The organism is Aureimonas sp. AU12 (assembly GCF_001463705.1).
GTDB lineage: Bacteria > Pseudomonadota > Alphaproteobacteria > Rhizobiales > Rhizobiaceae > Aureimonas.
The window spans coordinates 15,853-36,049 of the sequence record NZ_BBWH01000017.1 but is presented as its reverse complement, the minus strand read 5'-3'; the positions used below and the strand labels follow the sequence as shown (position 1 = coordinate 36,049).

Genomic DNA, 20,197 nt, shown 5'->3' with positions numbered 1-20,197 from the left:
GGCCGGGCCTGCGTGCTGCTGCGTCCCGGGGGCGGCGATCTCGAGATCGCCGCCGCCTGGCCGCCGGACGACCGCCTCGACACCCCGGCCCGCGCGGCCGCCCGCTGGGCCTTCGAGCGCGGCGAGAACGCAGGCGCGGGCACGCAGACCCTGCCGAACAGCGGCTGGACCTTCCTGCCGCTCGCAGCGCCCGACGGGCAGGTGGGCGTCCTCGGCATCGAGCGCGCGAGCGACGGCGCGCCCCTGGGGCTCGAGGCGCGCACGCTGCTCGCCGCGCTGGCCGAGCAGACCGCCGCCGCCCTCCACCGCGCACTGCTCTCGACCGAGGTGCGCACCGCGCGCACCGCCGCCGAGACCGAACGGGTGCGCAATATCCTTCTCGCCTCCATCAGCCACGACTTCCGCACACCGCTCGCCTCGGTGCTGGGATCCGCGACGGCCCTCATCGATTACGAGGACCGGCTCGACCGCGACGCCCGCATCGACCTTCTCGGGCAGATCCGCGACGAGGCCCGCCATCTCGACCAGATGGTGCGCAATCTCCTGTCGATGACGCGGCTCGAGGCCGGAGCGCTCGAACTGAACCGCGACTGGATCGACGTCGGCGAAGCACTCTCGCGGATCGTCGACCTCGCCCGCAAGCGGGGGGCAACCCAACGCTTCGACGTGCCCGGCCCCGCCGCGCCCCTCCTCGCCTTCGTCGACGCCGGCCTCTTCGACCAGGCGATCGGCAACGTCGTCGGCAACGCCGTCCGCCATGCCGGGCCGAATGCCACCATTATGCTGACCGCGCGGAGCGAGGCGGACGGCAGCGTCGTCGTCGACATCGCCGACGACGGCCCCGGCGTGCCCGCTGACCTGCGGTCCCACGTGTTCGAGAAGTTCACCCGGGCGCGGCGCTCGGCGGCCGACGGCGGCGAGAGCGCGGGCCTCGGCCTCGCCATCACCAGGGGCATCGTCGAGGCACATGGCGGAACCGTCGAGCTCTTGCCGCCCGATCCCGCGCGCCCCGCGGGGGCCACCTTCCGCATCCGCCTGCCGGCGCGACAGGAAACACCGTCATGACCCGACAGACGATCCTCGTGGTGGACGACGAGCCGGCGATCCACCGCTTCCTCAAGCCCTCGCTGACCGCCGAGGGCTACCACGTCGTGCAGGCGATGAACGGGATGCAGGCCTTGTCGATGGCCACGGAATTGAAGCCGGACGCGCTCGTGCTCGATCTCGGCCTGCCGGACATCGACGGCATGGCCGTGATCCAGCGCCTGCGCCGCACCTCCGACGTGCCCATCGTCGTTCTCTCCGCCCGCGACCGGGAGTCGGAAAAAGTGCGGGCGCTCGACCTCGGCGCCGACGACTATGTCGAGAAACCCTTCGGCGTCGGCGAGCTGATGGCGCGCCTTCGCGCGGCGCTTCGCCATCGCAAGCCGGCCGTTGAGGGCGGCCCCTTCGTGTCGGGCGACATCGTTCTGGACATCGCCGCCCACGTGGTGCGGCGAGGCCCGGACGAAGTGAAGCTGACGCGGCGCGAGTTCGACGTCCTCGCCGTCCTCTTCCGCAGCATGGGCAAGGTCGTCACTCACGGCCAGCTCCTGCGCGAGGTCTGGGGACAGGCCAGCGAGGGCAACACGCAGTATCTGCGCGTCTATGTCGGCCAGCTCCGCCAGAAGCTCGAGGACGATCCGGCCGCGCCGCGCCTGATCCTGACGGAGCCCGGCATCGGATACCGGCTCGTCTGACGTCGGCCGACACTGGCACCATTCGAGAGCTTCAGGCGGCGACCCGGTTCCGTCCCGCCGCCTTGGCGCGGTAGAGCCTCTCGTCGGCGCGCGACAGGGCCTTGGCCAGGCCGATCTCGGCAGGCTCGGACCACGCCATGCCCAGGCTGATCGTGCAGCCCGGCTGCGGCGTCTCCAGCCGGCGCAATCGTTCGGCGATCTCGCGGGCCGTCTCGGTGTCGAGCGCGCCCGGCACCACCGCGGCGAACTCGTCGCCGCCGAGCCGCACCAGATGCGCGCCGGGCGGCAGGACGGCCTGCGCCCCCCTCACGAGCGCCGTCAGGACCGCGTCGCCCGCGGCATGGCCGTGTCCGTCGTTGATCGCCTTGAAATGATCGACGTCGAAGACGATCACCGCGACCGGTCCGCGCAGCGACGCCTCGAGCTTGGCCAGACCCGCCCGGTTCCAGGCGCCGGTCATCGGATCCCGCAAGGCCGCATCGTTCAACGCGGCTTCGGCGCGCTCGCCCGGCATCGCCAGGAGGGCGATGTTGAGGACGCCCAGCAATAGCTGGTCGCTGAGAAGCGGCACGAGCGCCAGCCAGTCGATGCCGACATCGATCGACAGGGACAGCATCACCGAGACGACATAGGCCGGCACGTAGGCGAGCTGGAAGATCGCGAGCAGGCGTCGGCTGCGCGGCGCGCGCGAACCGCGGGTCCGCCACAAGACCAGCCCCACGCCCAGCGTCGAGAGGCCGAGCACCACCGAATTGGCGGTCTGCCCGGCCGCCAACGTGCCGGACGACAGCGCGAAGACGCCGAATGCGGCGCCCGACAGGATCGGCAGCGCGGCAATCCACGCATCCATCACGCGCCGCCCCTCGAACGCGCGGACGGCGGCGAGGAGGTAGCTGTTGTAGGCGCCGAGCCCAATGAAGAGGAGCGTCGACAGGCCGGCTCCGCGATCCGGGACCATCAGCCCGGCGAGCGTCGCGGCGTAGGTCAGCGCCGCGGCGCCGCAGAGGAGATAGTAGGCTTCGCGCCCCCGGATCAGCCACAGCGCCACGAACATCGCACCGAACGCCGCACTCGAAAGGAGGGCGCAGAGGTGAATGGTCGCGTCATCTGGCAGGGGCAAGCGCTCGGTCCGGAAACTGTCTGGTGCTTCCTTTAGTCTGCGATCGAAACTTTAACGTTCCGGTGTCGGCGTGGCGGATGTCCGCCCGGTCATTCGGGCGGCGTTCGCGATCGGGTGTCGAAGGCCCGCTCGAGACACGACCGATGATCCCGATCCGATCGGCTGGCGGTCGGGTCTTGGCGAAGACGCCACCGGCGTGCCGGGCCCCCCCGACGACGAGCGGACATGCCCGATGATCTGGACGGGCCTCGTCCCGGTCCCGTAAGCTGGCGGCACCGGAATCGCTGGGACAGATGAGGTGTACGCAATGATCTTGGGTTCGATGATGTCGCGGTTGGCGGCCGGTGCGCTGATGGCGCTTGCGACGACGCAAGGTTTCGCCGCGGACGGGCCGTCGCGCCTCGATCAGGTCGTCGAGCGCAAGGTTCTCAACGTCTGCACGACCGGCGACTACCGGCCCTTCTCCTACCGGCCCGACGGTGCCAACGACTTCGTCGGCATCGACATCGATCTCGCCCGCTCGCTCGCCAAGTCGCTCGATGCCGAGGCCGTCTTCATCCAGACCAAGTGGTCGGACCTCCTGGCCGACTTCAAGTCCAAGTGCGACGTGGCGATGAGCGGCATTTCGGTGACGCTGCCGCGCCAGCGCGAGGCCTTCTTCTCGCAGATGTATCTGGTGAACGGGAAGGCGCCGATCGTGCGCTGCGACGACGTCTCGAAATACCAGACGGCGGAGGCGATCAACCAGCCGGCGACCCGCGTCGTGGTGAACCCCGGCGGCACGAACGAGAAGTTCGCCCGCGCCAACCTCGCCAACGCGCAGATCCAGCTCTTCCCCGACAACCGGGTCATCTGGCAGGAAATCGCGGAGGGCCGCGCCGACGTGATGGTCGCCGAGTCCGTCGAGGTGAAGCTGCAGGAGAAGCTGCATCCCGGCCTCTGCGCGGTGAACCCGGACCAGCCTCTGCAATACGGCGAGATGGGCATCCTGCTGCCGCGCGGCGACAGCGACTTCAAGGCCTATGTCGACCAGTGGCTGCACCTCGCCAAGGTGACGGGCGAATTCGACCGGATTTTCGACGCCAACATGAAGTGACGCGGCCTTCAGCGCGGTGCGGAAGGAACGGGGGGCCGGGCCGCCCGGCGCCCCGTTCCTCGTGAGAGATCAGGTGGCGGCAACGCCGTGAGCGGACGGCATCGAGCGTTCCGCTCCCCATCGCCGGCAGCCTCGCGATGGGAGGCCCCCGACGCCGACGTTCGCTCGACGCCCCGACGTCCGCCGGGGCCTCTTGGCTTCGTCAGGATCGATATCATGATTGAGTCAGGTAGCGAGGAATGGGAGGCCGATCGATGGCGATACGGCAGGCCGCGGGTTGATGACCGCCAGGTTCCAAGCGGCATCATCTTCATCGACCGCGACGGCTTGCGCTGGCGGGACGCGCCGAGGGATTACGGACCCGCAAAGACGCTTCACAATCGCTGGAAGCGTTGGGGCGAGATGGGCGTCTTCCTCCGAATGATGGAAGGGCTGGTCGCAGTCGGTGCCGATCCCGGGACCGTCATGATCGACGCGACCTATCTGAAGGCGCCCCGCACGGCATCGAGGCTGGCGGTCAGAAAAGGGAGCGTGGACGCCTGATCGGGCGTGCCGAAGGCGGCATGCCTTCGGCCTCTATCTCGGCCAGATCATCGTCATCTGCTCGGTCTCCAGCATGACCTCCGAGGCGACGGCGGCTTTCGGTCGATCCGTCCAGATCGGCGCGACCTTCCTCGTGACGATGGGTGGCACGCTTCTCCTCGCCGTGCCGATCGCGGTCTTCGATCGCTGGTGGGTGGCGTGGATCGGCCGCGCGTTTGCCAGAGGGCCGCTGCGTATCCTGGCGGATGCTCGCGTCCCCGCCGCGTGGGACGCGTCGCAGGAGAGCGCACGGTAAGGCACGGGGTTCCCGCCGGCCGCCGACGCGCAACCTGTCGCGGCGGCGGTGTCGACTCGACGCACGTCCCGGGCGTCGCATCGGAGCCTTCGATCTCGGGGCGATCCAAGGCGGTGGGCGCGACATGCTGAGCGTCTCTGGCGATCGTGCGCGGCGTGCGGTCGCTCCCGCCACGACCGCTGGCCCGCCCTCCCCCGGCAACCGCTTGCACCGCCCGCGCGGAACGGCCAAAACCGGTGCGGCGGCGGTCGCCCGGCAGCGGCGGCGTTGGCGGTGCGGCCATGTCGCATCGACGGCCGCCCGCCCCGCCCCATCGTCGCCTTTCGCCGACATTCGAGGAGACCGGTTCCCATGTCCGTCATCGATCTCAACAGCGATCTCGGCGAGGGCTACGGCGCCTGGGCGATGGGCGACGACACAGCGATGCTGGCGCTCGTCACCTCCGCCAACGTCGCCTGCGGCTTCCACGCCGGCGACCCCGCAGGCATCCTGCGCACCCTGAAGGCGGCGGCGACGCGCGGCGTCGCGGTCGGCGCCCACGTCTCCTATCCCGACCGCGTCGGCTTCGGGCGGCGCGACATGGATGTCGCCTCGGACGAGCTCGTTGCCGACGTCGTCTACCAGATCGGCGCGCTGCAGGCGCTGGCCCGCGCCGCCGGCACCCGCGTCGGCTACGTCAAGCCGCACGGCGCGCTCTACAACAGGATCGCCGCCGACATGCGGCAGGGGCGCGACGTCGTCGCCGGCATCCGCGCCGCCGACCCTTCGCTGACGCTGATGGCGCTCGCGGGCTCGCCGCTGGTCGATCTCGCGCGGGGCCAGGGCCTCGCGGTGGTCACGGAAGCCTTCGCCGACCGTGCCTATACGCGCGAGGGCGCACTCGTCTCGCGCCGCGAGGCCGGCGCGGTTCTGCACGACCCCCGCCTCGTCGCCGCGCGCATGTTGCGGCTCGCCCGTGAGGGGGTGATCGAAGCGATCGACGGCACGATGGTGCGCATCGAGGCGCAATCGATCTGCGTCCACGGCGACAGCCCCGGCGCGGTCGAGATCGCACGCGAGCTGCGCCGCACGCTCGAAGCCGAGGGCGTCGTCCTGCGCTCGTTCCTCGCCGGCGAGGGCGCGCCGGCCTGAGCGCGGCCGCCTGATACGCCACGACCCTGCCGAGGCTTGGCGGGACGGATGCGCATCCTGCCTGTCGCGTGCACCGCTTCGCAGGGAACGCGTCGGTCTCCACGAGGCGCCGGCAGCGTCATCATTTCCTCGGAAAGCCGATACCGGTCGCAACCCGCCGAGCGCCAACGCTCGCTTGGCGCGATCCCCACCCTATGTTCGAATCCATGGACATGGGGTCCGAACGGGACGCTGCATGACTGAGGGACCACGGACCGGATCGCGCACCCTGCCCGTCACGAGCGTGCTGGCGGCGCTCGTCGGCGCCCTTCTCGTCGTGGTCGCGACGATCGCTCTCTGGTCGAACCTCCAGGCGCGCGGCGGCGTCGAGGCGATGCGCGAGGCCGCGACCATCCAGGCGAGCGCGCTGACCTTCCTGAGCCGGCTTCAGGATGCCGAGGCCGGCCAGCGCGGCTATATCCTCACCGGCGACGTCAGCTTCCTCGAACCCTACGAGCGTGCCGTCGCGACCGTGGCGGGCGATCTCACCCGGCTCGGTACGGCCGTCGGCGACGACGAGGCGCAGGGCCGCCGCGTCGCCCGCATCGGCGAGCTGTTCGGACGCAAGCTCGACGAACTCGCGCGCACCGTCGCGCTCGTGCGCGAGGATCGCCGCGACGATGCGGTCGCCGTCGTGTCGGCGGCCGGCGGCAAGGCGGCGATGGACGACATCCGGCTGATGATCTCGCGCATCCTCCAGAGCGAGGACGACGCCATCATCGCCCGCGAGGCCGAGCTCGAGCGCTGGAACGGCCTGTCCACGGCGGCCATCGCCGCCGCCGCCATCGCCGCGCTGGTGCTCACCCTCTTCACGCTGCATCTCATCCGCCGCCAGCTCGCCGTGTCCGACACGCTGCGCGCGCGCCTCGCCGGGCTGAACCAGGATCTCGAGGCCGAGGTGGGACGCCGCACGCGCGAGGCGGAGGCCGCGCGCCAGGATGCGGTCGAGCAGACGCGGCGGGCCGAGAGCGAGCGGGCCCGCGTCGAGCTTCTGCTGCAGGACGTCAATCACCGCGTCGGCAACAACCTCGCCATGGTCTCCGGCATGCTCGGCCTGCAGATTTCCGGCACGCGGGACGAGGAGGTCCGCACCCAGTTGAAGGCGGCGCAGGCGCGCGTCTCCACCATCGCCAACGCGCAGCGCCGTCTGCGCCTCGGCGCCGACCTCTCGACGGTGCGCGCCGACGAGATCGTCGAGAGCGTCATCGCCGATCTTCGCGCCGCCGTCGGGACCGAGCATCCGATCGAGATCGAGACGGATCTCTCGCCCTTCCTCGTGGAAAGCCGCGACGCGGTGCATCTGGCGATCCTCGCCAACGAGATCGCCACGAACGCGGTGAAGCACGCCTTCAAGGATCGCGACAGCGGCCGCATTGTGGTGCGCCTCGACTTCGACGCCGCCCGCATGGCGGTGCTGGAAATCGAGGACGACGGCTGCGGCATGCCCGCCGACGGGGCGCCCGGCGGCGGCCTCGGCCGCAAGCTCGTCTCCAGCCTGTCGCGCCAGTTCGGCGGAACCCCGACGATCGAGGCCGGCACGGCAGGCGGCACGCGCGTCGTGATCCCGCTTCCCAGGCTCGAAGCGCGCCCGGCCTGAGGCCGGTGTTATCATCCTCGGGTGCCCGTGACCGGACGGAGACGAGTGCCGCGGCTCAATCGCGGGCGTAGATGTCCTCCAGCCGCACGATGTCGTCCTCGCCGGTGTAGGAGCCGACCTGGACCTCGATGAGCTTCAGGTCGATCTTGCCGGGATTGTGCAGGCGGTGGGTGCAGCCGATCGGCAGGTAGGCGGCCTCGTTCTCGTGGAAGAGCTTCACCGTGCCGTCGACCGTCACCTCGGCGGTGCCACGCACCACCACCCAGTGCTCGGCGCGGTGATAGTGGCGCTGCAGGCTGAGAATGCCGCCGGGCTTGACGCAGATGTGCTTGACCTGGAACCGGTCGCCGATGTCGATGCGTTGATACCAGCCCCAGGGGCGATGGATGCGGTGGTGCTGGCTGGCCTCGGGCCGGCCCTCGCGCTTCAGCTGCGCGACGAGGGTCTTCACGTCGGGCGCCTTCGACTTGGCGGCGACGAGCACGGCGTCGGGCGTCGTCACCACGACGACGTCGTCGAGGCCGATCACGGTGGTCAACACCTCGTCGGAGCGCACGAAACTGCCGGTGGTGCCGATGACCGAGACCGGGCCTTCGAGCACGTTGCCGTCTGCGTCCTGCGGCTTGGCGTCGTAGAGCGCGTCCCACGAGCCGATGTCGGACCAGCCGAAGCGGGCCTGCAGCACACCGGCGCGCGCCGTCTTCTCCATCACCGCATAGTCGATGGAGATGCGCGGCGCGCCGGCAAAGGCGACAGGATCGAGGCGCAGGAAGTCGAGATCGCGCTGCGCCCCGGCCACCGCGCCGCGCGCCGCCTTAACCACGGCCGGCGCGTTCGCCTCCAGCTCGGCCAGCATGAGATCGGCGGGGAAGAGGAAGTTGCCGCTGTTCCAGGCGTAGCCGTCCGCGATGTAGCGCTCGGCGGTGGCGGCATCGGGCTTCTCGGCGAAGCGCTCCACCGCGAACGCGCCCTCGATGTCGAGGCTCGCGCCCGCCGCGATGTAGCCGTAGCCGGTGGCGGGCCAGGTCGGGCGGATGCCGAGCATCATGATGCGCCCGGTGGCGGCGGCCTGCGCGGCGCGGCGGCAATCCCCAGTGAACAGCTCGGTCTCGGTGACAAGATGGTCGGCGGCGAGCACGAGGCAGAGGGCGCCGGGCTCGCGCGCGGCCGCCATCACCGCGCCGACGGCGACGGCCGGGGCGCTGTCGCGGCGTTCGGGCTCCAGCACGATGTCGGCCTCGATGCCGAGCCGGGCGATCTGCTCGGCCGCGACGAAGCGGAAGTCGGAATGGGTGACGACGATCGGCTTGGCGAAGCCGGGACCGGCAACCCGCAGCAGCGTTTCCTCGAAGGTCGAGCGGCCCGAGCCGAGCAACGGCACGAACTGCTTGGGCATCGAGTCGCGCGACACCGGCCACAGCCGCGTGCCGGACCCGCCGGCAATGACGATCGGATGGATGGAAGGCTCGCTCATCGATGACATCAGCTTCTCGGCACCGTCTCGGACTGGTCGGATCGCCGCGAAAGGGACGGCGCGCCCATCAAAGACGCAGGTCTCCTAACAAGCGCTCACGATTTCGCGTTCGGGCGATGTTTCTGGTGTCGGATCCGCCCGGGATGGTTGCCAATCCGCTGCGGCCCCCGCACAAGGCAGCCCGGTCCGGGGATCGCCGCTGACGGAGCGGGCGATCGGCCTAACGGCGAACTCGCCGCCGAAGCCGCTGATTCCGGTCGGTACCGGAAGCGCTTTCATTCCCCGTACCGCTGGCCAAACACGCCGAATTCAAGCCGCAATCCGTTGCCGCCCGGCGGTTCGGCGATATCTCGATCTGCGAGATACGATCGAGGACGATGGAGATCGAATGCCCGAACCCTGGACCGCGACGGTACCCTATTGCGGACAGGCTCCCCTGCCGGGCGAACTGCTGCGCGCCTGGAACCTCGATCCGATGGTGATCGGTGCCTTGGCCGTCGCTTCGATCGCAGGGTTCGTACTTCTGCGCAAACGGGACGACGCCCGGCTGCGCTGGCACGGGCTGGCGATGCTGGTGCTGGCGCTGGCCTTCATCTCCCCCCTCTGCGCCTTGTCCTCGGCGCTCTTCTCGGCGCGGGTCGCCCATCACCTGCTTCTGATCTCGGTCGCCGCCCCGCTTCTGGCGCTGGCCTTCCCCGGTCGTCGTCCTGCCCCGGCGGCGCGCCTTCCCCTCCTCGTGCTCGCCCATGTCGTCGCGGTCTGGGTCTGGCACGCCCCGGCGCCCTATGCCGCCGCCATGGCGAGCGATGCCGTCTACTGGGTCATGGAGGCGACGCTTCTGGGCACCGGCTGGCTCGTCTGGCGCGACCTCATGGCCGCCTCGACGCCGCCGCTGCGCGCCGGGCTCGCGCATCTGACCCTCATCGCGCTGATGGGTCTGCTCGGCGCGCTCATCACCTTCGCGCCGGTGCCGCTCTACGCCCTGCACTTCCTCTCGACCGATCCGTTCGGCGTCAGCGCGCTGGAGGACCAGCAGCTGGCCGGCCTCCTCATGTGGGTGCCGGCGATTGTGCCGAACCTCGTCGCCGCGCTGCTCTGCCTGCGCCGCCTCGTCGACGCCGCGCCGTCGGCCGGGGTCTCGCGCGCATGATCATCGTCTGGCTGAAGCTTCTGCACGTCGCCTCGCTGGCGATCTGGGCCGGCGGCATCCTTCTCATGCCGATCCTGCTCGGGCAGCGTCAGGCGGCGGGCGAGGGCTCTTCGCTCCACCGCCTTCATGCCTTCACGCGGTTCGCCTACATCACCGTGATCTCGCCTGCCGCCTTCCTGGCGATCGGGTCGGGCACGGCGCTGATCCTGGCGCGCGAGACCTTCACCAACTGGTTCGCGCTGAAGCTCGTCTTCGTCGGCCTTCTCGTCGCCCTCCATGTCTGGATCGGGCTTCTCGTTCTGTCGGTCTTCGACGAGGGCGGCCGGTTCGCGCATTGGCGGGTCGGCGCCAGTCTCGTCACGCTCTCGGTGGTGATGAGCGCGATCTTCTGGGTGGTGCTCGCCAAGCCCGACATCCCGCTCGACATCCTGCCGGAATTCGTGTTCCGGCCGGGCGGCCTGCGGGAGGTCGCGCTCGGCCTCATTGATCGTCTGACACCATGATGCCGACACCATGATGCAGGATCAGCTTGCCACCGTGCCAGCCCGCAAGGCCCGTGAACACTGCGCCGAGAACCGACAGGGCCAGCCCCAGCGGCAGCACCGCCTCGGGATCGGCGAGGCGCACGCCCCAGTTCAGTCCGATGATCGAAAGGAACATCATCGCGGCGATCGCGTGGGTCCAGCTCGCCGCGCGCGAGCGGATGCCCTCGACGATGAGAAGTTCGGCCGTGCCGACGAGCCCGGCGGCGACGCCGAAGGCGAAGGCGAAACCGGCCGACCAGAGACCGGCGCGCAGCCAGAACGGGTCGGCGCTCCACCAGTAGAAGACGTCCGCGCCGAGCGTGGCGATGGCGAGGGCGATCGGGAAATGCACGGCCATGGCGTGAATGGGATGCCCGGCGATCGCCACGGCGGAACTGATGTCCTTCTCCGCCACCTTCTGGATGACGGGACTGGGATCGGAGGTGGACTTGCTCATCGGCGGCGCCTCGGGTTGGGAAGCCGCGCACGGGCGGCGGCTGTGGTCGCGATGGCATCTGGCGTCGCCGGCTGCTCCGGCAACCTGTCGACGCTCGATCCCGCCGGACCCGCCGCCGGTTCGACGGCGCTGCTCTGGTGGGTGATGCTCGCCGGGGCCTGCGCGATCTTCCTGCTCGTCATGGCGCTCGTGGCGCTGGCCTTCCTGCGTCCGGGCCTCGGCGAGGGCATCGCGCCGCGCCGCTGGCTCGTCTGGGGCGGCCTTGCCTTTCCCGGCGTGACGCTGGGCGCGCTCCTCGTCTTCGCGCTGGCCACCGGCGAGCGCCTGCTTCCCCATCCCGGCAGCGGCGTCACCACGGTGGAGGCGATCCCCGAACAATGGCACTGGCGCTTCCGCTACGAGAACGGCACCGAGACGGTGAACGAGATGCACATTCCCGCCGGGCGCCCGATCGATATCCGCGTGATCGGAACCGACGTCATCCACTCCTTCTGGGTGCCGCGCCTCGGCGGCAAGATCGACGCCATTCCCGGCCATGTGAACACGATCCGGCTCGAGGCCGATCGTCCCGGATCGTTCGGCGGCGTCTGCTCGGAATTCTGCGGCACCGGCCACACCGACATGACCTTCACCGCCATCGCCCATGAGGGCGGCGCCTACGAGGCCGCCCTTGCGCGTGCCACCGCGCCCGCGCCTTTCGGCGCCCGGCTGGCCGAGGACGGCGCCCGATGAGCGACATCGCCCTTCCCCTCGTTCCCGGCCCCCTCCTGCCCGACGAAGTCCCGCGCGAGACGGCGGCGCTGCCCCCGGCGCTGACGGCGCAGCAGCGCGAACTCGAGCGCATCTGGGCGACGCCGTCCGGCTGGGGCCGCTTCTCGGCGGTCAACCACACGGTGCTCGGCCGGCGCTTCATCGTCGCCGCCTTCGTCTTCTTCGCGATCGGCGGCGTCCTCGCCATGCTGATCCGCGCGCAGCTGGCCTCCCCCGACAGCGCCTTCGTGGGCCCGGCGCTCTACAACCAGATCTTCACCATGCACGGCACGGTGATGATGTTCCTCTTCGCCATCCCGATGTTCGAGGGGCTGGCGATCTACTTCCTGCCCAAGATGCTGGGCGCGCGCGACTTCGCCTTCCCGCGCCTCACCGCGCTCGGCTTCTGGTGCTACGTCTTCGGCGGCTCGATCCTCGTCGGCGCGCTCATCGCCGGCTATGCGCCCGACAGCGGCTGGTTCATGTACACGCCGCTCTCCTCGGGGCGGCATTCGCCGGGGATCAATGCCGACGTCTGGCTGCTCGGCGTCACCTTCGTCGAGATCTCGGCCATCGCGGCCGCGGTGGAACTGATGGTGTCGATCCTCAAGTTCCGCGCGCCCGGCATGAGCCTGAACCGGATGCCGCTCTTCGGCTGGTACATTCTCGTCACCGCCGCGATGATGCTGCTCGGCTTCCCGCCGCTCATCCTCGGCTCGGTGCTGCTCGAGATGGAGCGGGCCTTCGACCTGCCCTTCTTCGATCCGACGCGCGGCGGCGACGCGCTGCTCTGGCAGCACCTGTTCTGGCTCTTCGGCCATCCCGAGGTCTACATCATCTTCCTGCCGGCAGCGGGCATGATCTCGACCATCCTGCCGGTGCTCGTGCGCCGCGAGATCCTCGGCTATCCCTGGATCGTCGTCTCGATCACGGCGATGGGCTTCCTCTCCTTCGGCCTCTGGGTCCACCACATGTTCACGGTGGGCATCCCGCATCTGGCGCAGGCCTTCTTCTCGGCCGCCAGCATCATGGTGGCGATCCCGACGGCGGTGCAGATCTTCCTCTGGATCGGCACGCTGATGGCCGGCCGGCCAAAGATGAGCGTGCCGATGCTCTATCTCCTCGGCTTCTTCTTCGTCTTCGTCTGCGGCGGCCTGACCGGGGTGATGCTCGCCATCGTGCCCTTCGACTGGCAGGTCCACGACACGCATTTCGTCGTCGCCCACATGCACTACGTCCTCGTCGGCGGCTTCATCTTCCCGATGCTGGCGGCGGCCTACTACTACCTGCCGCACGTCACCGGACGACAGCCGCTCTACGGCGTCGGGACGCTGGCCTTCTGGCTGATCTTCATCGGCTTCAACATGACCTTCCTCATCATGCACCTCACGGGCCTGATGGGCATGCCGCGCCGGTGGTCGACCTTCCCCACCGGCTACGGCTGGGACATTCCCAACCTCGTCTCCTCGATCGGCGGCTTCATCTCCACCGCGGGCTTCGCGCTCTTCGCCATCGACATGCTGTTCCAGGTCCGCTTCGGCAAGCCGTCGAAGCCCGACCCGTGGGGCGCCGAGACGCTGGAATGGGCCACCGCCATCCCGCCGCGCCCCTATGCCTTCGCCGCCATTCCGCGCGTGACGAGCCGCGCGCCGCTGCGCGACGACCCGAACCTTCGCGAGACGCTGGCACGGGGCGAGGGCTATCTGGCGATCCCCCGCCACGGCTGGCAGGAGACGATGGTGGTGGACATGGCGACGGGCGAGCCCGAGCACATCGCCGTCCTGCCGCAGCCGACCTTCCTGCCGCTGTGGACGGCGCTGGCGATCGGCGCCTTCGTGCTGACGCTCCTGTTAAAGCTCTACTGGCTCTCGCCCTTCGTGATCGTGGCGGTGGTCGGTTCTCTCCTCCTCTGGAGCCGCGAATCCGGCCAGCGCCGCGACCACGGGCCGCTCATGGCCGGCGGCGGGCTGTCGCTGCCCGTCCATGCCGAGGTGGCGCGCCCCGCGACGTGGTGGGGGACGCTGTTCCTCCTCGTCGCCGACGGCACGGTCTTCGCCTCGCTGATCTTCGGCGCGCTCTTCCTCTGGCTCGTGGCGCCCGGCTGGCCCGCGCCGGCCGCGGTCGACCTGCCCGTCGTCAAGACGGTGGGGCTGGCCGTCGCGCTCGCCGCCGCCGCGATGCTCGCCCGCGCCGCGCTCGGTGCGACGCGCGTCTCGCCGCAGGCTTCGGCCGCCTGCCTCGGCGCGTCGGCCTTGGCGCAGGTCACGGCCGCAGCGCTCGCGGTCTGGCTGGTGATCGCCGACGTGCCGACGCCGACGGCCCACGCCTATCTCGCGATCACCGCGGCCTTCCTCGCCTATGTCGTCCTGCATGCGGCGATCGGCGCGATCCTGGCCGGGCTCGGGGCGTGGCGGTGCTTGGCTGGCTACGTCTCGGAGCGTCGCTCGGGCGACCTGCGGATCGGCATCCTCTGGCACGACTACACGGCGATCACCGGCATCCTCGCGCTCGCCTTCCTCACCGCCCTGCCCTGGCTCGTGCCGCTTCGGGAGATCGCCCAGCCATGATCGGCCAGCGCTCCGCTCTCCAGCTTCTCGGCCTCTGCGCCGGGCTCGTCGTCTGGACCTCGGCCTTCGTCGCGCTCTACGCGGCGCTCTCGGTCGGCTGCGCCTTCGGCTGGGAGGACAGGTCGTTCGGCCCCGTCAGCCTGCAGCGCGGCGTGCTCCTCGCCATCTGGATCGCGCATCTGGCCGCCGTCGCCGCGATCCTTCTCTGGAGCCGGCGCCGCGTGGCAAACGCGGGCACCGGACTGGACGGCTTCTTCGCGCAGACGGTTCTCTGGGCGAGCGTCGTCGCGCTCGCCGTCACCGTGGTGAACTACGCCCCGATCCTCGGCCTCTCCGCATGCCTCTGACGAAGCCCTCGCGCCGGCGCGCTCAGGCGCTCGCCGGCCGCTCCTCCACCGCTGCCGGACGCTCCTCCACCGCGCCGCGCGGGGTCTGCTTGATCCGGAACCAGGCGACGTAGAGCGCCGGCAGGAACAGAAGCGTCAGCACCGTGCCGACGATGATGCCGCCCATCATCGCGTAGGCCATCGGGCCCCAGAAGACCTCGCGCGAGATCGGAATCAGCGCCAGCGAGGCGGCGGCGGCGGTCAGGAGGATCGGCCGCATCCGGTGCTCGGTGGCGTCGAGCACGGCGTCCCATTTCGTGTGACCTTCCGAGATCAGGTGCTCGATCTGCACCACGAGGATCACCGAATTGCGGATGAGGATGCCGATGAGGGCGAGGACGCCGAGGATCGCCACGAAGCCGAGCGGCGCGCCGGACGGCAGCAGCGCGGCCACGACGCCGATCAGCCCGAGCGGGGCCACCGCCACCACGAGGAACAGGCGCTGGAAGCTCTGCAGCTGCACCATCAGCAGCGTCGTCATGGCGATGAGCATGAGCGGCGCGATGGCGACGATCGGCCCCTGCCCCTTGCCGCTCTCCTCCACGGCGCCGCCGGTGGCGACCGCATAGGCCGGCGGTAGCTTGGCGATGAAGGCGTCGAGCTGGGGCTGGATCGCGGCCACCACCGTCGCCGGCTGCTCGGCCGAGAGGATGCCGGCCTTCACGGTGATGGTCGGGATGCGGTCGCGGCGCCAGACGATCGGCTGCTCCAGCTCGTAGCGGAAGGTGGCGATTGCCGCGAGCGGGAAGGAGCGCCCGTTCTGCGCGGGGATCTGCAGGTTCTCCAGCGTGTCGATCGAGGCGCGCTCGGCCGGACGGGCGCGGCTGACGACGTCGACGAGGTAGATGGAGTCGCGGATCTGCGTCGCCGTCGAGCCGCCGACGACGCCGTTCAGCACCGCCGCGACGTCCTCCGAGGTCACGCCGAGCTGGCGCGCCTTGTCCTGCAGGAGATCGACCTTCACCACCCGTGCCGGTTCGTTCCAGTCGTAGGTCACGCGGCCGGTGTTGGCGTTCGCCCCGATGATGGCGGCGACCTCCTGCGCGGTGGCGCGCACCGTCTGGATGTCGGGTCCGCTGACCCGGTACTGGATCGGACGCCCGACCGGCGGCCCGATGTCGAGCGAATGGACGAAGACGTCGGTGCCGATGAAGTCGCGCTCGCCGATCGCCTTCAGCCGGGCGATGACGCGGTCGCGCGCCTCCAGGCTCTTCGTCATGATGACGACCTGCCCGAAATTGGGGCTCGCCGGCTGCACGTCGTAGGAGAGCACGAAGCGCTGCGCGCCGGTGCCGACATAGGAGGACCAGTAGTCGATGTCCTCGTCGCCCTTGAGCCGGGCCTCGAAGAGATCCATCTCGGCCCGCGTCTGCGTGATCGAGGCGTTCTGGCGCGCGGTCCAGTCGACGATGACCTCCGGCCGGTCCGAGGTCGGGAAGAACTGCTGCTGCACGAAGCCCATGCCGTAAAGCGACGCCGCGAAGAGGCCGATCGTGACGAGGATCGTCAGCCACTTGAAGCGCACGCAGACGAAGAGCACCGCGCGAAAGCCGCGGGTGAACCAGCCCGGCTTGTCGTGGTGCTTCTTCATCGTCTTGGGCAGGAAGGTGACGCCGAGGAGCGGCGTGAAGACCACCGCGACCACCCAAGACACCACCAGCGACACCGCGATCACCACGAAGAGGGTGAAGGTGAACTCGCCGGCGCTCGAACTGTTGAGGCCGACCGGGATGAAGCTCGCCACCGTGACGAGCGTGCCCGTCAGCATCGGGAAGGCGGTGGAGGTATAGACGTGGGTCGCCGCCTTCTCCAGCGTGTCGCCGACCTCCAGCCGCGAGACCATCATCTCCACCGCGATCATCGCGTCGTCGACGAGGAGGCCGAGCGCGATGATGAGGGCGCCGAGCGAGATGCGCTGCAACGAAATGCCGAAATACTGCATCGCCACGAAGGTGATGGCGAGCACGAGCGGGATCGACAGCGCCACGATGAAGCCGGCGCGAAGCCCCAGGCTGATGAAGGAGACGGCGAGCACGATGGCGATGGCCTCGCCCAGCGCCTTGGTGAAGCCACCGACGGCCTCTTCCACGACATGCGGCTGGTCCGACACGAGATGGATGCCGACGCCGACCGGCAGCTCGCTCTCGATGACGCGCATCTCCTCGGTCAGCGCCTCGCCGAAGGTCAGGAGATTGGCCGAGGGCTTCATGCCGATGGCGAGGCCGATCGTCGGCTGGCCGTTGTAGCGGAACAGCGAGGTCGGCGGATCGATGTAGCCGCGGGTGATGGTGGCGACGTCGGAGAGGCGGAAGAAGCGGTTGTTGATCCAGAGATTGACCTCGTCGAGATCGCGCTCGGAGGCGAACTGGCCGTTCACCCGCACCGACACGCGCTCGCCGTCGGCCTCGATCGTGCCGGAGGGGGAGATGGCGTTCTGCTCGCGCAGCGCGTCGATCACCGTCTGCTGGGTGAGGCCCAGCGCCGCCGTCTGCTGGGTGGAGAACTCGAGATAGATCACCTCGTCCTGCGCCCCGACGAGATTGACCTTGCCGACATTGGGAACGGTGAGGATCTTGGCGCGCGCCGCCTCGACATAGTCGCGCAGCTGGCGCTGCGTCAGCCCGTCCGAGGTGAAGGCGTAGATATTGCCGAAGACGTCGCCGAAATCGTCGTTGAAGAACGGGCCCTGGACCCCGTCGGGCAGGTCGCCCTTGATGTCGGTCAGGATGTTGCGCACCCGCAGCCAGGTGTCGGAGACCGCGCGCCCCTGCGTCGTGTCGAGGAGGTTGAGGAAGATCGTGGTGCGGCCCGGCGAGGTCTGGCTCTTGGTGTAGTCGAGGGTGGTGATCTCCTCGAGCTTCTTCTCGATCCGGTCGGTGACCTGCTCGACCGTGTCCTCCACCGAGGCGCCCGGCCAGGTGGCGGTGATCAGCATCGTCTTGATCGTGAAGTTCGGGTCTTCCTCGCGCCCCAGATTGACGTAGGCGAGGACCCCCGCGATCGAAGCGACGAGCATGAAGTACCAGACGAGCGAGCGGTGATGCAGCGCCCAGTCGGAGAGGTTGAACGGCGTCACGGAAGGATCTCCCCATCGAGCTTGACGCTCTGGCCCTCGGTCAGGCTGTGCGCGCCGGCGGTGACGACGCGCGTGCCCACCTCCAGCCCGCTCTTGATACGGGCGGTCTCGCCGATCGCGCCGTCCAGCTCGACGGGCCGGCGCGACACGGTCTTGGCCGCCTCGTCGACCACCCAGACGTTGTGCCGGCCGTCGGCGTCGAAGAGCGCGCTGGCGGGCAGGTCGAGGCGCGAGGCGTCGCCGTCCTTCGCCCGCATCTCGACGGTGGTGCCGATGCGCAGCGTCGGCGGCGGATCGTCGAGCGTGATCTTGACGCGCCGGGTGCGGGTGGCGGCGTCCGCCTCCGGCGCGACTTCGCGCACCCGTCCCGACGCCCTGACGCTCGGGTCCACCTGCAGGATCGCGTCGAAGGCCTCGCCGATCGCCAGGCGCTGGGCGATCTCGTCGGGCATGTCGATCACCGCCTCGCGCACGTCCGACTGCGCGATCGTGGACACCGTCTGGCCGGCCGTCACCGTCTGGCCGACCTCGGCGCCGACGGCGGTGACGACGCCGGCGGTCTCCGACAGGAGCTGCGTATAGGACAATTGCTCGCGCGCCTTGTCGAGGCTGGCCTTGGCGCGCGTCAGCGCGGCGGCAGCCGTCGCCTGCGCCTCCTGCGCGGTGTCGAGCTCGGCCTGCGAGCCGACGCGCCGGGCAAGGAGCGCCTGGCTGCGCTGCGCGGTCGAGGCGGCATTCGTCAGCTGCGCCTCCGCGGTCGCGAGATCGGCCTCGAGCGAGCGCACCGTCAGCGACAGGGCGGTGGGGTCGAGCGAGGCGAGAAGCTGGCCCGCCGTCACGCTCTGACCGATATCGACATGGCGCGCCACGATGCGGCCGAGGACGCGAAAGCCGAGATCGCGCGAGTAGCGCGGCTGGATGGTGCCGGTGAACCCTTCGGCGGTCACCGGCCGGGGCTCCACGATCATCGACAGGACGGGCCGGATCACCGGCGCGGCCGGTTCCTCCTTCGAGCAGCCCCCGACGAGAACCAGCCCGGCCAGCCCGAGAAGGGTGAGCGCGCGGGTCACGAAGCGGCTCCCGGCTCAATGAGGGTCACGATCTGGCCCTCGCGCAGGAGCTGGCCGCCGGCGGTCACGACGAGATCGCCGTCCGAGAGGCCCTTGCCCACGAGGATCTCCCCGGTGCGGTAGCGGTCGATCTCGATCGGCCGCTGCGTCACCGCCTTCGTCGCGGGATCGACCACCCAGACCGTCGGGCCGCTCGTCCCCGCGCCAAGCGCCGTCCAGGGCAGCGAGACGAGGTTGCGGGGGGCGGACAGGCCCATGCCGGTGACGGCGGCACCCAGACTCATCGCCGCCGGCGGATCAATGAGGGTCATCTTCACGCGCACCGTTCCCGTCGTCGTGTCGAAGGTCGGCGACACCTCGCGCACGACCGCCTTGGCCTCGACGCTCGGGTCCGATCCCAGCCGCACGACGACGCCGTCGCTCGGCGGGGCGCTGGCCAGAAGCGCCTCGTAAATGTCGAAGATCGCGTCGCGCTGGCCGTCCTGCGCGAGACTGAACGCCGTCTGCGCGGCGGCCACGACCTGACCCGTCTCGATTGTGCGGGCAGTGATGATCCCGTCGACATCGGCCTTCAGCTCGGTGAAGGAGAGCTGGTCGCGCGCCGTCGCGAGATCGGCGCGGGCCGCGTCGGCGCTCCCCTGCGAGGTGCGAAGCTGCTCCTGCGCGTTGTCGAAGACCCCGCGGGTGATGAAGCCGCCCTCGAAGAGCCGGCGCTGGCGGGCGAAATTGGTCTCGGCCTGGGTCAGCGTCGCCTCGGCCGACCGCAGCGTCGCCTCGGCGGATTCGACGTCGGATTCCTGCTCCTGCGTCTCCAGCGTGGCGAGGACGTCGCCGGCCTTCACGTGGTCGCTGACGTCGACGTTGCGTCGGGCGACCCGGCCGGCGACGCGGAAGGAGAGATCGCTCTCGACGCGCGCGGCGACGGTGCCGGTCAGCGAGATGGCGCGCGACACCGGCTCGAAGCGGACGGCCAGGACCTTGACGAGTTCGGGCACCTGCGCCGGGGGCTGCTCGGCCGGTCCGCAGCCGGTGAGAAGCGCCGCCAGCACGAGCGCGAGCGCGCCGGAACCCGTCCGGCACACAGAAATCGACCGGCGCCCGAGGTCCGACCGGGGCATCGCGTCGGTTGCCCCGTCGATGAAGAAGAACGAGCGCATCCGTCTCTCGCCGCTGATGGAACTAA

17 protein-coding genes and 1 pseudogene are annotated in these 20,197 nt (G+C 70.0%); 12 read left to right on the top strand and 6 right to left on the bottom strand.

Annotated features, from left to right (window positions below; all coding sequences use genetic code 11):
- Together AUL33_RS06640 and AUL33_RS06635 are read left to right on the top strand one after the other, a co-directional pair.
- A partial coding sequence (locus AUL33_RS06640; protein ID WP_192843151.1) for an ATP-binding protein occupies positions 1 to 1,065 on the top strand: 1,065 nt, incomplete at its 5' end.
- Positions 1,062 to 1,739: a response regulator gene (locus AUL33_RS06635; protein WP_062205525.1), complete on the top strand. Its 678-nt coding sequence runs from the start codon at positions 1,062 to 1,064 to the stop codon at positions 1,737 to 1,739. The genes AUL33_RS06640 and AUL33_RS06635, both read left to right, overlap by 4 nt.
- A gap of 31 nt (positions 1,740 to 1,770) precedes the next feature.
- Here AUL33_RS06635 and AUL33_RS06630 read toward each other — a convergent pair whose 3' ends face one another.
- Positions 1,771 to 2,859 carry a diguanylate cyclase gene (locus AUL33_RS06630; RefSeq protein ID WP_156419309.1) on the bottom strand — a complete coding sequence of 363 codons (1,089 nt, stop codon included), beginning with the start codon at positions 2,857 to 2,859 and terminating at the stop codon, positions 1,771 to 1,773.
- Positions 2,860 to 3,166: 307 nt separating this feature from the next.
- Between AUL33_RS06630 and AUL33_RS06625 the strand changes: the two genes are divergently transcribed.
- The 5 genes and pseudogenes from AUL33_RS06625 (at position 3,167) to AUL33_RS06605 (ending at position 7,560) form a co-directional block, all read left to right on the top strand.
- Positions 3,167 to 3,955: a transporter substrate-binding domain-containing protein gene (locus AUL33_RS06625; RefSeq protein ID WP_062205519.1), complete on the top strand. Its 789-nt coding sequence runs from the start codon at positions 3,167 to 3,169 to the stop codon at positions 3,953 to 3,955.
- Positions 3,956 to 4,216: 261 nt separating this feature from the next.
- A pseudogene (locus AUL33_RS06620) lies at positions 4,217 to 4,521 on the top strand (transposase); the annotation flags it as partial.
- A 50-nt stretch (positions 4,522 to 4,571) separates the two neighbouring features.
- A complete protein-coding gene (locus AUL33_RS06615; RefSeq protein WP_062205513.1) occupies positions 4,572 to 4,793 on the top strand; it encodes a hypothetical protein in 222 nt (73 codons plus the stop codon).
- Between the two features lie 351 nt (positions 4,794 to 5,144).
- Positions 5,145 to 5,924 carry a LamB/YcsF family protein gene (locus AUL33_RS06610; RefSeq protein ID WP_062205510.1) on the top strand — a complete coding sequence of 260 codons (780 nt, stop codon included), beginning with the start codon at positions 5,145 to 5,147 and terminating at the stop codon, positions 5,922 to 5,924.
- 235 nt (positions 5,925 to 6,159) lie between these two features.
- Positions 6,160 to 7,560: a sensor histidine kinase gene (locus tag AUL33_RS06605; RefSeq protein WP_062205507.1), complete on the top strand. Its 1,401-nt coding sequence runs from the start codon at positions 6,160 to 6,162 to the stop codon at positions 7,558 to 7,560.
- 55 nt (positions 7,561 to 7,615) lie between these two features.
- Here AUL33_RS06605 and AUL33_RS06600 read toward each other — a convergent pair whose 3' ends face one another.
- Positions 7,616 to 9,043: a mannose-1-phosphate guanylyltransferase/mannose-6-phosphate isomerase gene (locus AUL33_RS06600; RefSeq protein ID WP_062205504.1), complete on the bottom strand. Its 1,428-nt coding sequence runs from the start codon at positions 9,041 to 9,043 to the stop codon at positions 7,616 to 7,618.
- Between the two features lie 379 nt (positions 9,044 to 9,422).
- On the opposite strand from AUL33_RS06600, the gene AUL33_RS06595 reads away from it, so the two are divergent.
- Both AUL33_RS06595 and AUL33_RS06590 read left to right on the top strand, forming a co-directional pair.
- Complete coding sequence (locus tag AUL33_RS06595) at positions 9,423 to 10,184, top strand: cytochrome c oxidase assembly protein (RefSeq protein WP_062205501.1); 762 nt, start codon at positions 9,423 to 9,425, stop codon at positions 10,182 to 10,184.
- A complete protein-coding gene (locus AUL33_RS06590; protein ID WP_082652369.1) occupies positions 10,181 to 10,687 on the top strand; it encodes a CopD family protein in 507 nt (168 codons plus the stop codon). Before AUL33_RS06595 ends, AUL33_RS06590 begins: the two co-directional genes overlap by 4 nt.
- On the opposite strand, the gene AUL33_RS06585 is transcribed toward AUL33_RS06590, so the two are convergent.
- On the bottom strand, positions 10,665 to 11,165 hold the full coding sequence (locus tag AUL33_RS06585) for a DUF2231 domain-containing protein (protein ID WP_062205498.1): 501 nt from the start codon (positions 11,163 to 11,165) through the stop codon (positions 10,665 to 10,667). The genes AUL33_RS06590 and AUL33_RS06585 overlap by 23 nt on opposite strands.
- A gap of 51 nt (positions 11,166 to 11,216) precedes the next feature.
- Here AUL33_RS06585 and coxB point away from each other — a divergent pair, with 51 nt between their 5' ends.
- Genes coxB through AUL33_RS06570 form a run of 3 tightly spaced genes read left to right on the top strand, consistent with a single transcriptional unit; the run spans position 11,217 to position 14,829 of the window.
- Complete coding sequence (gene coxB, locus AUL33_RS06580; RefSeq protein WP_062205495.1) at positions 11,217 to 11,897, top strand: cytochrome c oxidase subunit II; 681 nt, start codon at positions 11,217 to 11,219, stop codon at positions 11,895 to 11,897.
- Positions 11,894 to 14,482, top strand: a complete 2,589-nt coding sequence (ctaD, locus tag AUL33_RS06575) for a cytochrome c oxidase subunit I (protein ID WP_082652368.1) — start codon at positions 11,894 to 11,896, stop codon at positions 14,480 to 14,482. Before coxB ends, ctaD begins: the two co-directional genes overlap by 4 nt.
- Complete coding sequence (locus tag AUL33_RS06570; RefSeq protein ID WP_062205492.1) at positions 14,479 to 14,829, top strand: hypothetical protein; 351 nt, start codon at positions 14,479 to 14,481, stop codon at positions 14,827 to 14,829. The genes ctaD and AUL33_RS06570 overlap by 4 nt, the downstream gene beginning before the upstream one ends.
- A gap of 22 nt (positions 14,830 to 14,851) precedes the next feature.
- Here the strand turns inward: AUL33_RS06570 and AUL33_RS06565 are convergent, their stop codons facing one another.
- From AUL33_RS06565 to AUL33_RS06555, 3 genes are read right to left on the bottom strand one after another with little or no spacing between them, the layout of a single operon-like run.
- Positions 14,852 to 17,944 (bottom strand): efflux RND transporter permease subunit, encoded by a 3,093-nt coding sequence (locus tag AUL33_RS06565; RefSeq protein WP_156419307.1) that lies wholly within the window; start codon positions 17,942 to 17,944, stop codon positions 14,852 to 14,854.
- Positions 17,941 to 19,014: an efflux RND transporter periplasmic adaptor subunit gene (locus AUL33_RS06560; protein WP_244492035.1), complete on the bottom strand. Its 1,074-nt coding sequence runs from the start codon at positions 19,012 to 19,014 to the stop codon at positions 17,941 to 17,943. Before AUL33_RS06560 ends, AUL33_RS06565 begins: the two co-directional genes overlap by 4 nt.
- Positions 19,011 to 20,171, bottom strand: a complete 1,161-nt coding sequence (locus AUL33_RS06555) for an efflux RND transporter periplasmic adaptor subunit (protein WP_244492034.1) — start codon at positions 20,169 to 20,171, stop codon at positions 19,011 to 19,013. Before AUL33_RS06555 ends, AUL33_RS06560 begins: the two co-directional genes overlap by 4 nt.
- Positions 20,172 to 20,197 lie beyond the last annotated feature (26 nt).

Bases quoted from the DNA above. Each gene is read 5' to 3' on its own strand.
- AUL33_RS06595 (WP_062205501.1), top strand. From the start codon at position 9,423: ATGCCCGAACCCTGGACCGCGACGGTACCCTATTGCGGACAGGCTCCC.
- AUL33_RS06610 (WP_062205510.1), top strand. From the start codon at position 5,145: ATGTCCGTCATCGATCTCAACAGCGATCTCGGCGAGGGCTACGGCGCC.
- AUL33_RS06585 (WP_062205498.1), bottom strand. From the start codon at position 11,165: ATGAGCAAGTCCACCTCCGATCCCAGTCCCGTCATCCAGAAGGTGGCG.
- AUL33_RS06615 (WP_062205513.1), top strand. From the start codon at position 4,572: ATGACCTCCGAGGCGACGGCGGCTTTCGGTCGATCCGTCCAGATCGGC.
- ctaD (WP_082652368.1), top strand. From the start codon at position 11,894: ATGAGCGACATCGCCCTTCCCCTCGTTCCCGGCCCCCTCCTGCCCGAC.
- AUL33_RS06570 (WP_062205492.1), top strand. From the start codon at position 14,479: ATGATCGGCCAGCGCTCCGCTCTCCAGCTTCTCGGCCTCTGCGCCGGG.
- AUL33_RS06625 (WP_062205519.1), top strand. From the start codon at position 3,167: ATGATCTTGGGTTCGATGATGTCGCGGTTGGCGGCCGGTGCGCTGATG.
- AUL33_RS06590 (WP_082652369.1), top strand. From the start codon at position 10,181: ATGATCATCGTCTGGCTGAAGCTTCTGCACGTCGCCTCGCTGGCGATC.
- coxB (WP_062205495.1), top strand. From the start codon at position 11,217: ATGGCATCTGGCGTCGCCGGCTGCTCCGGCAACCTGTCGACGCTCGAT.
- AUL33_RS06605 (WP_062205507.1), top strand. From the start codon at position 6,160: ATGACTGAGGGACCACGGACCGGATCGCGCACCCTGCCCGTCACGAGC.
- AUL33_RS06635 (WP_062205525.1), top strand. From the start codon at position 1,062: ATGACCCGACAGACGATCCTCGTGGTGGACGACGAGCCGGCGATCCAC.
- AUL33_RS06600 (WP_062205504.1), bottom strand. From the start codon at position 9,043: ATGTCATCGATGAGCGAGCCTTCCATCCATCCGATCGTCATTGCCGGC.
- AUL33_RS06555 (WP_244492034.1), bottom strand. From the start codon at position 20,171: ATGCGCTCGTTCTTCTTCATCGACGGGGCAACCGACGCGATGCCCCGG.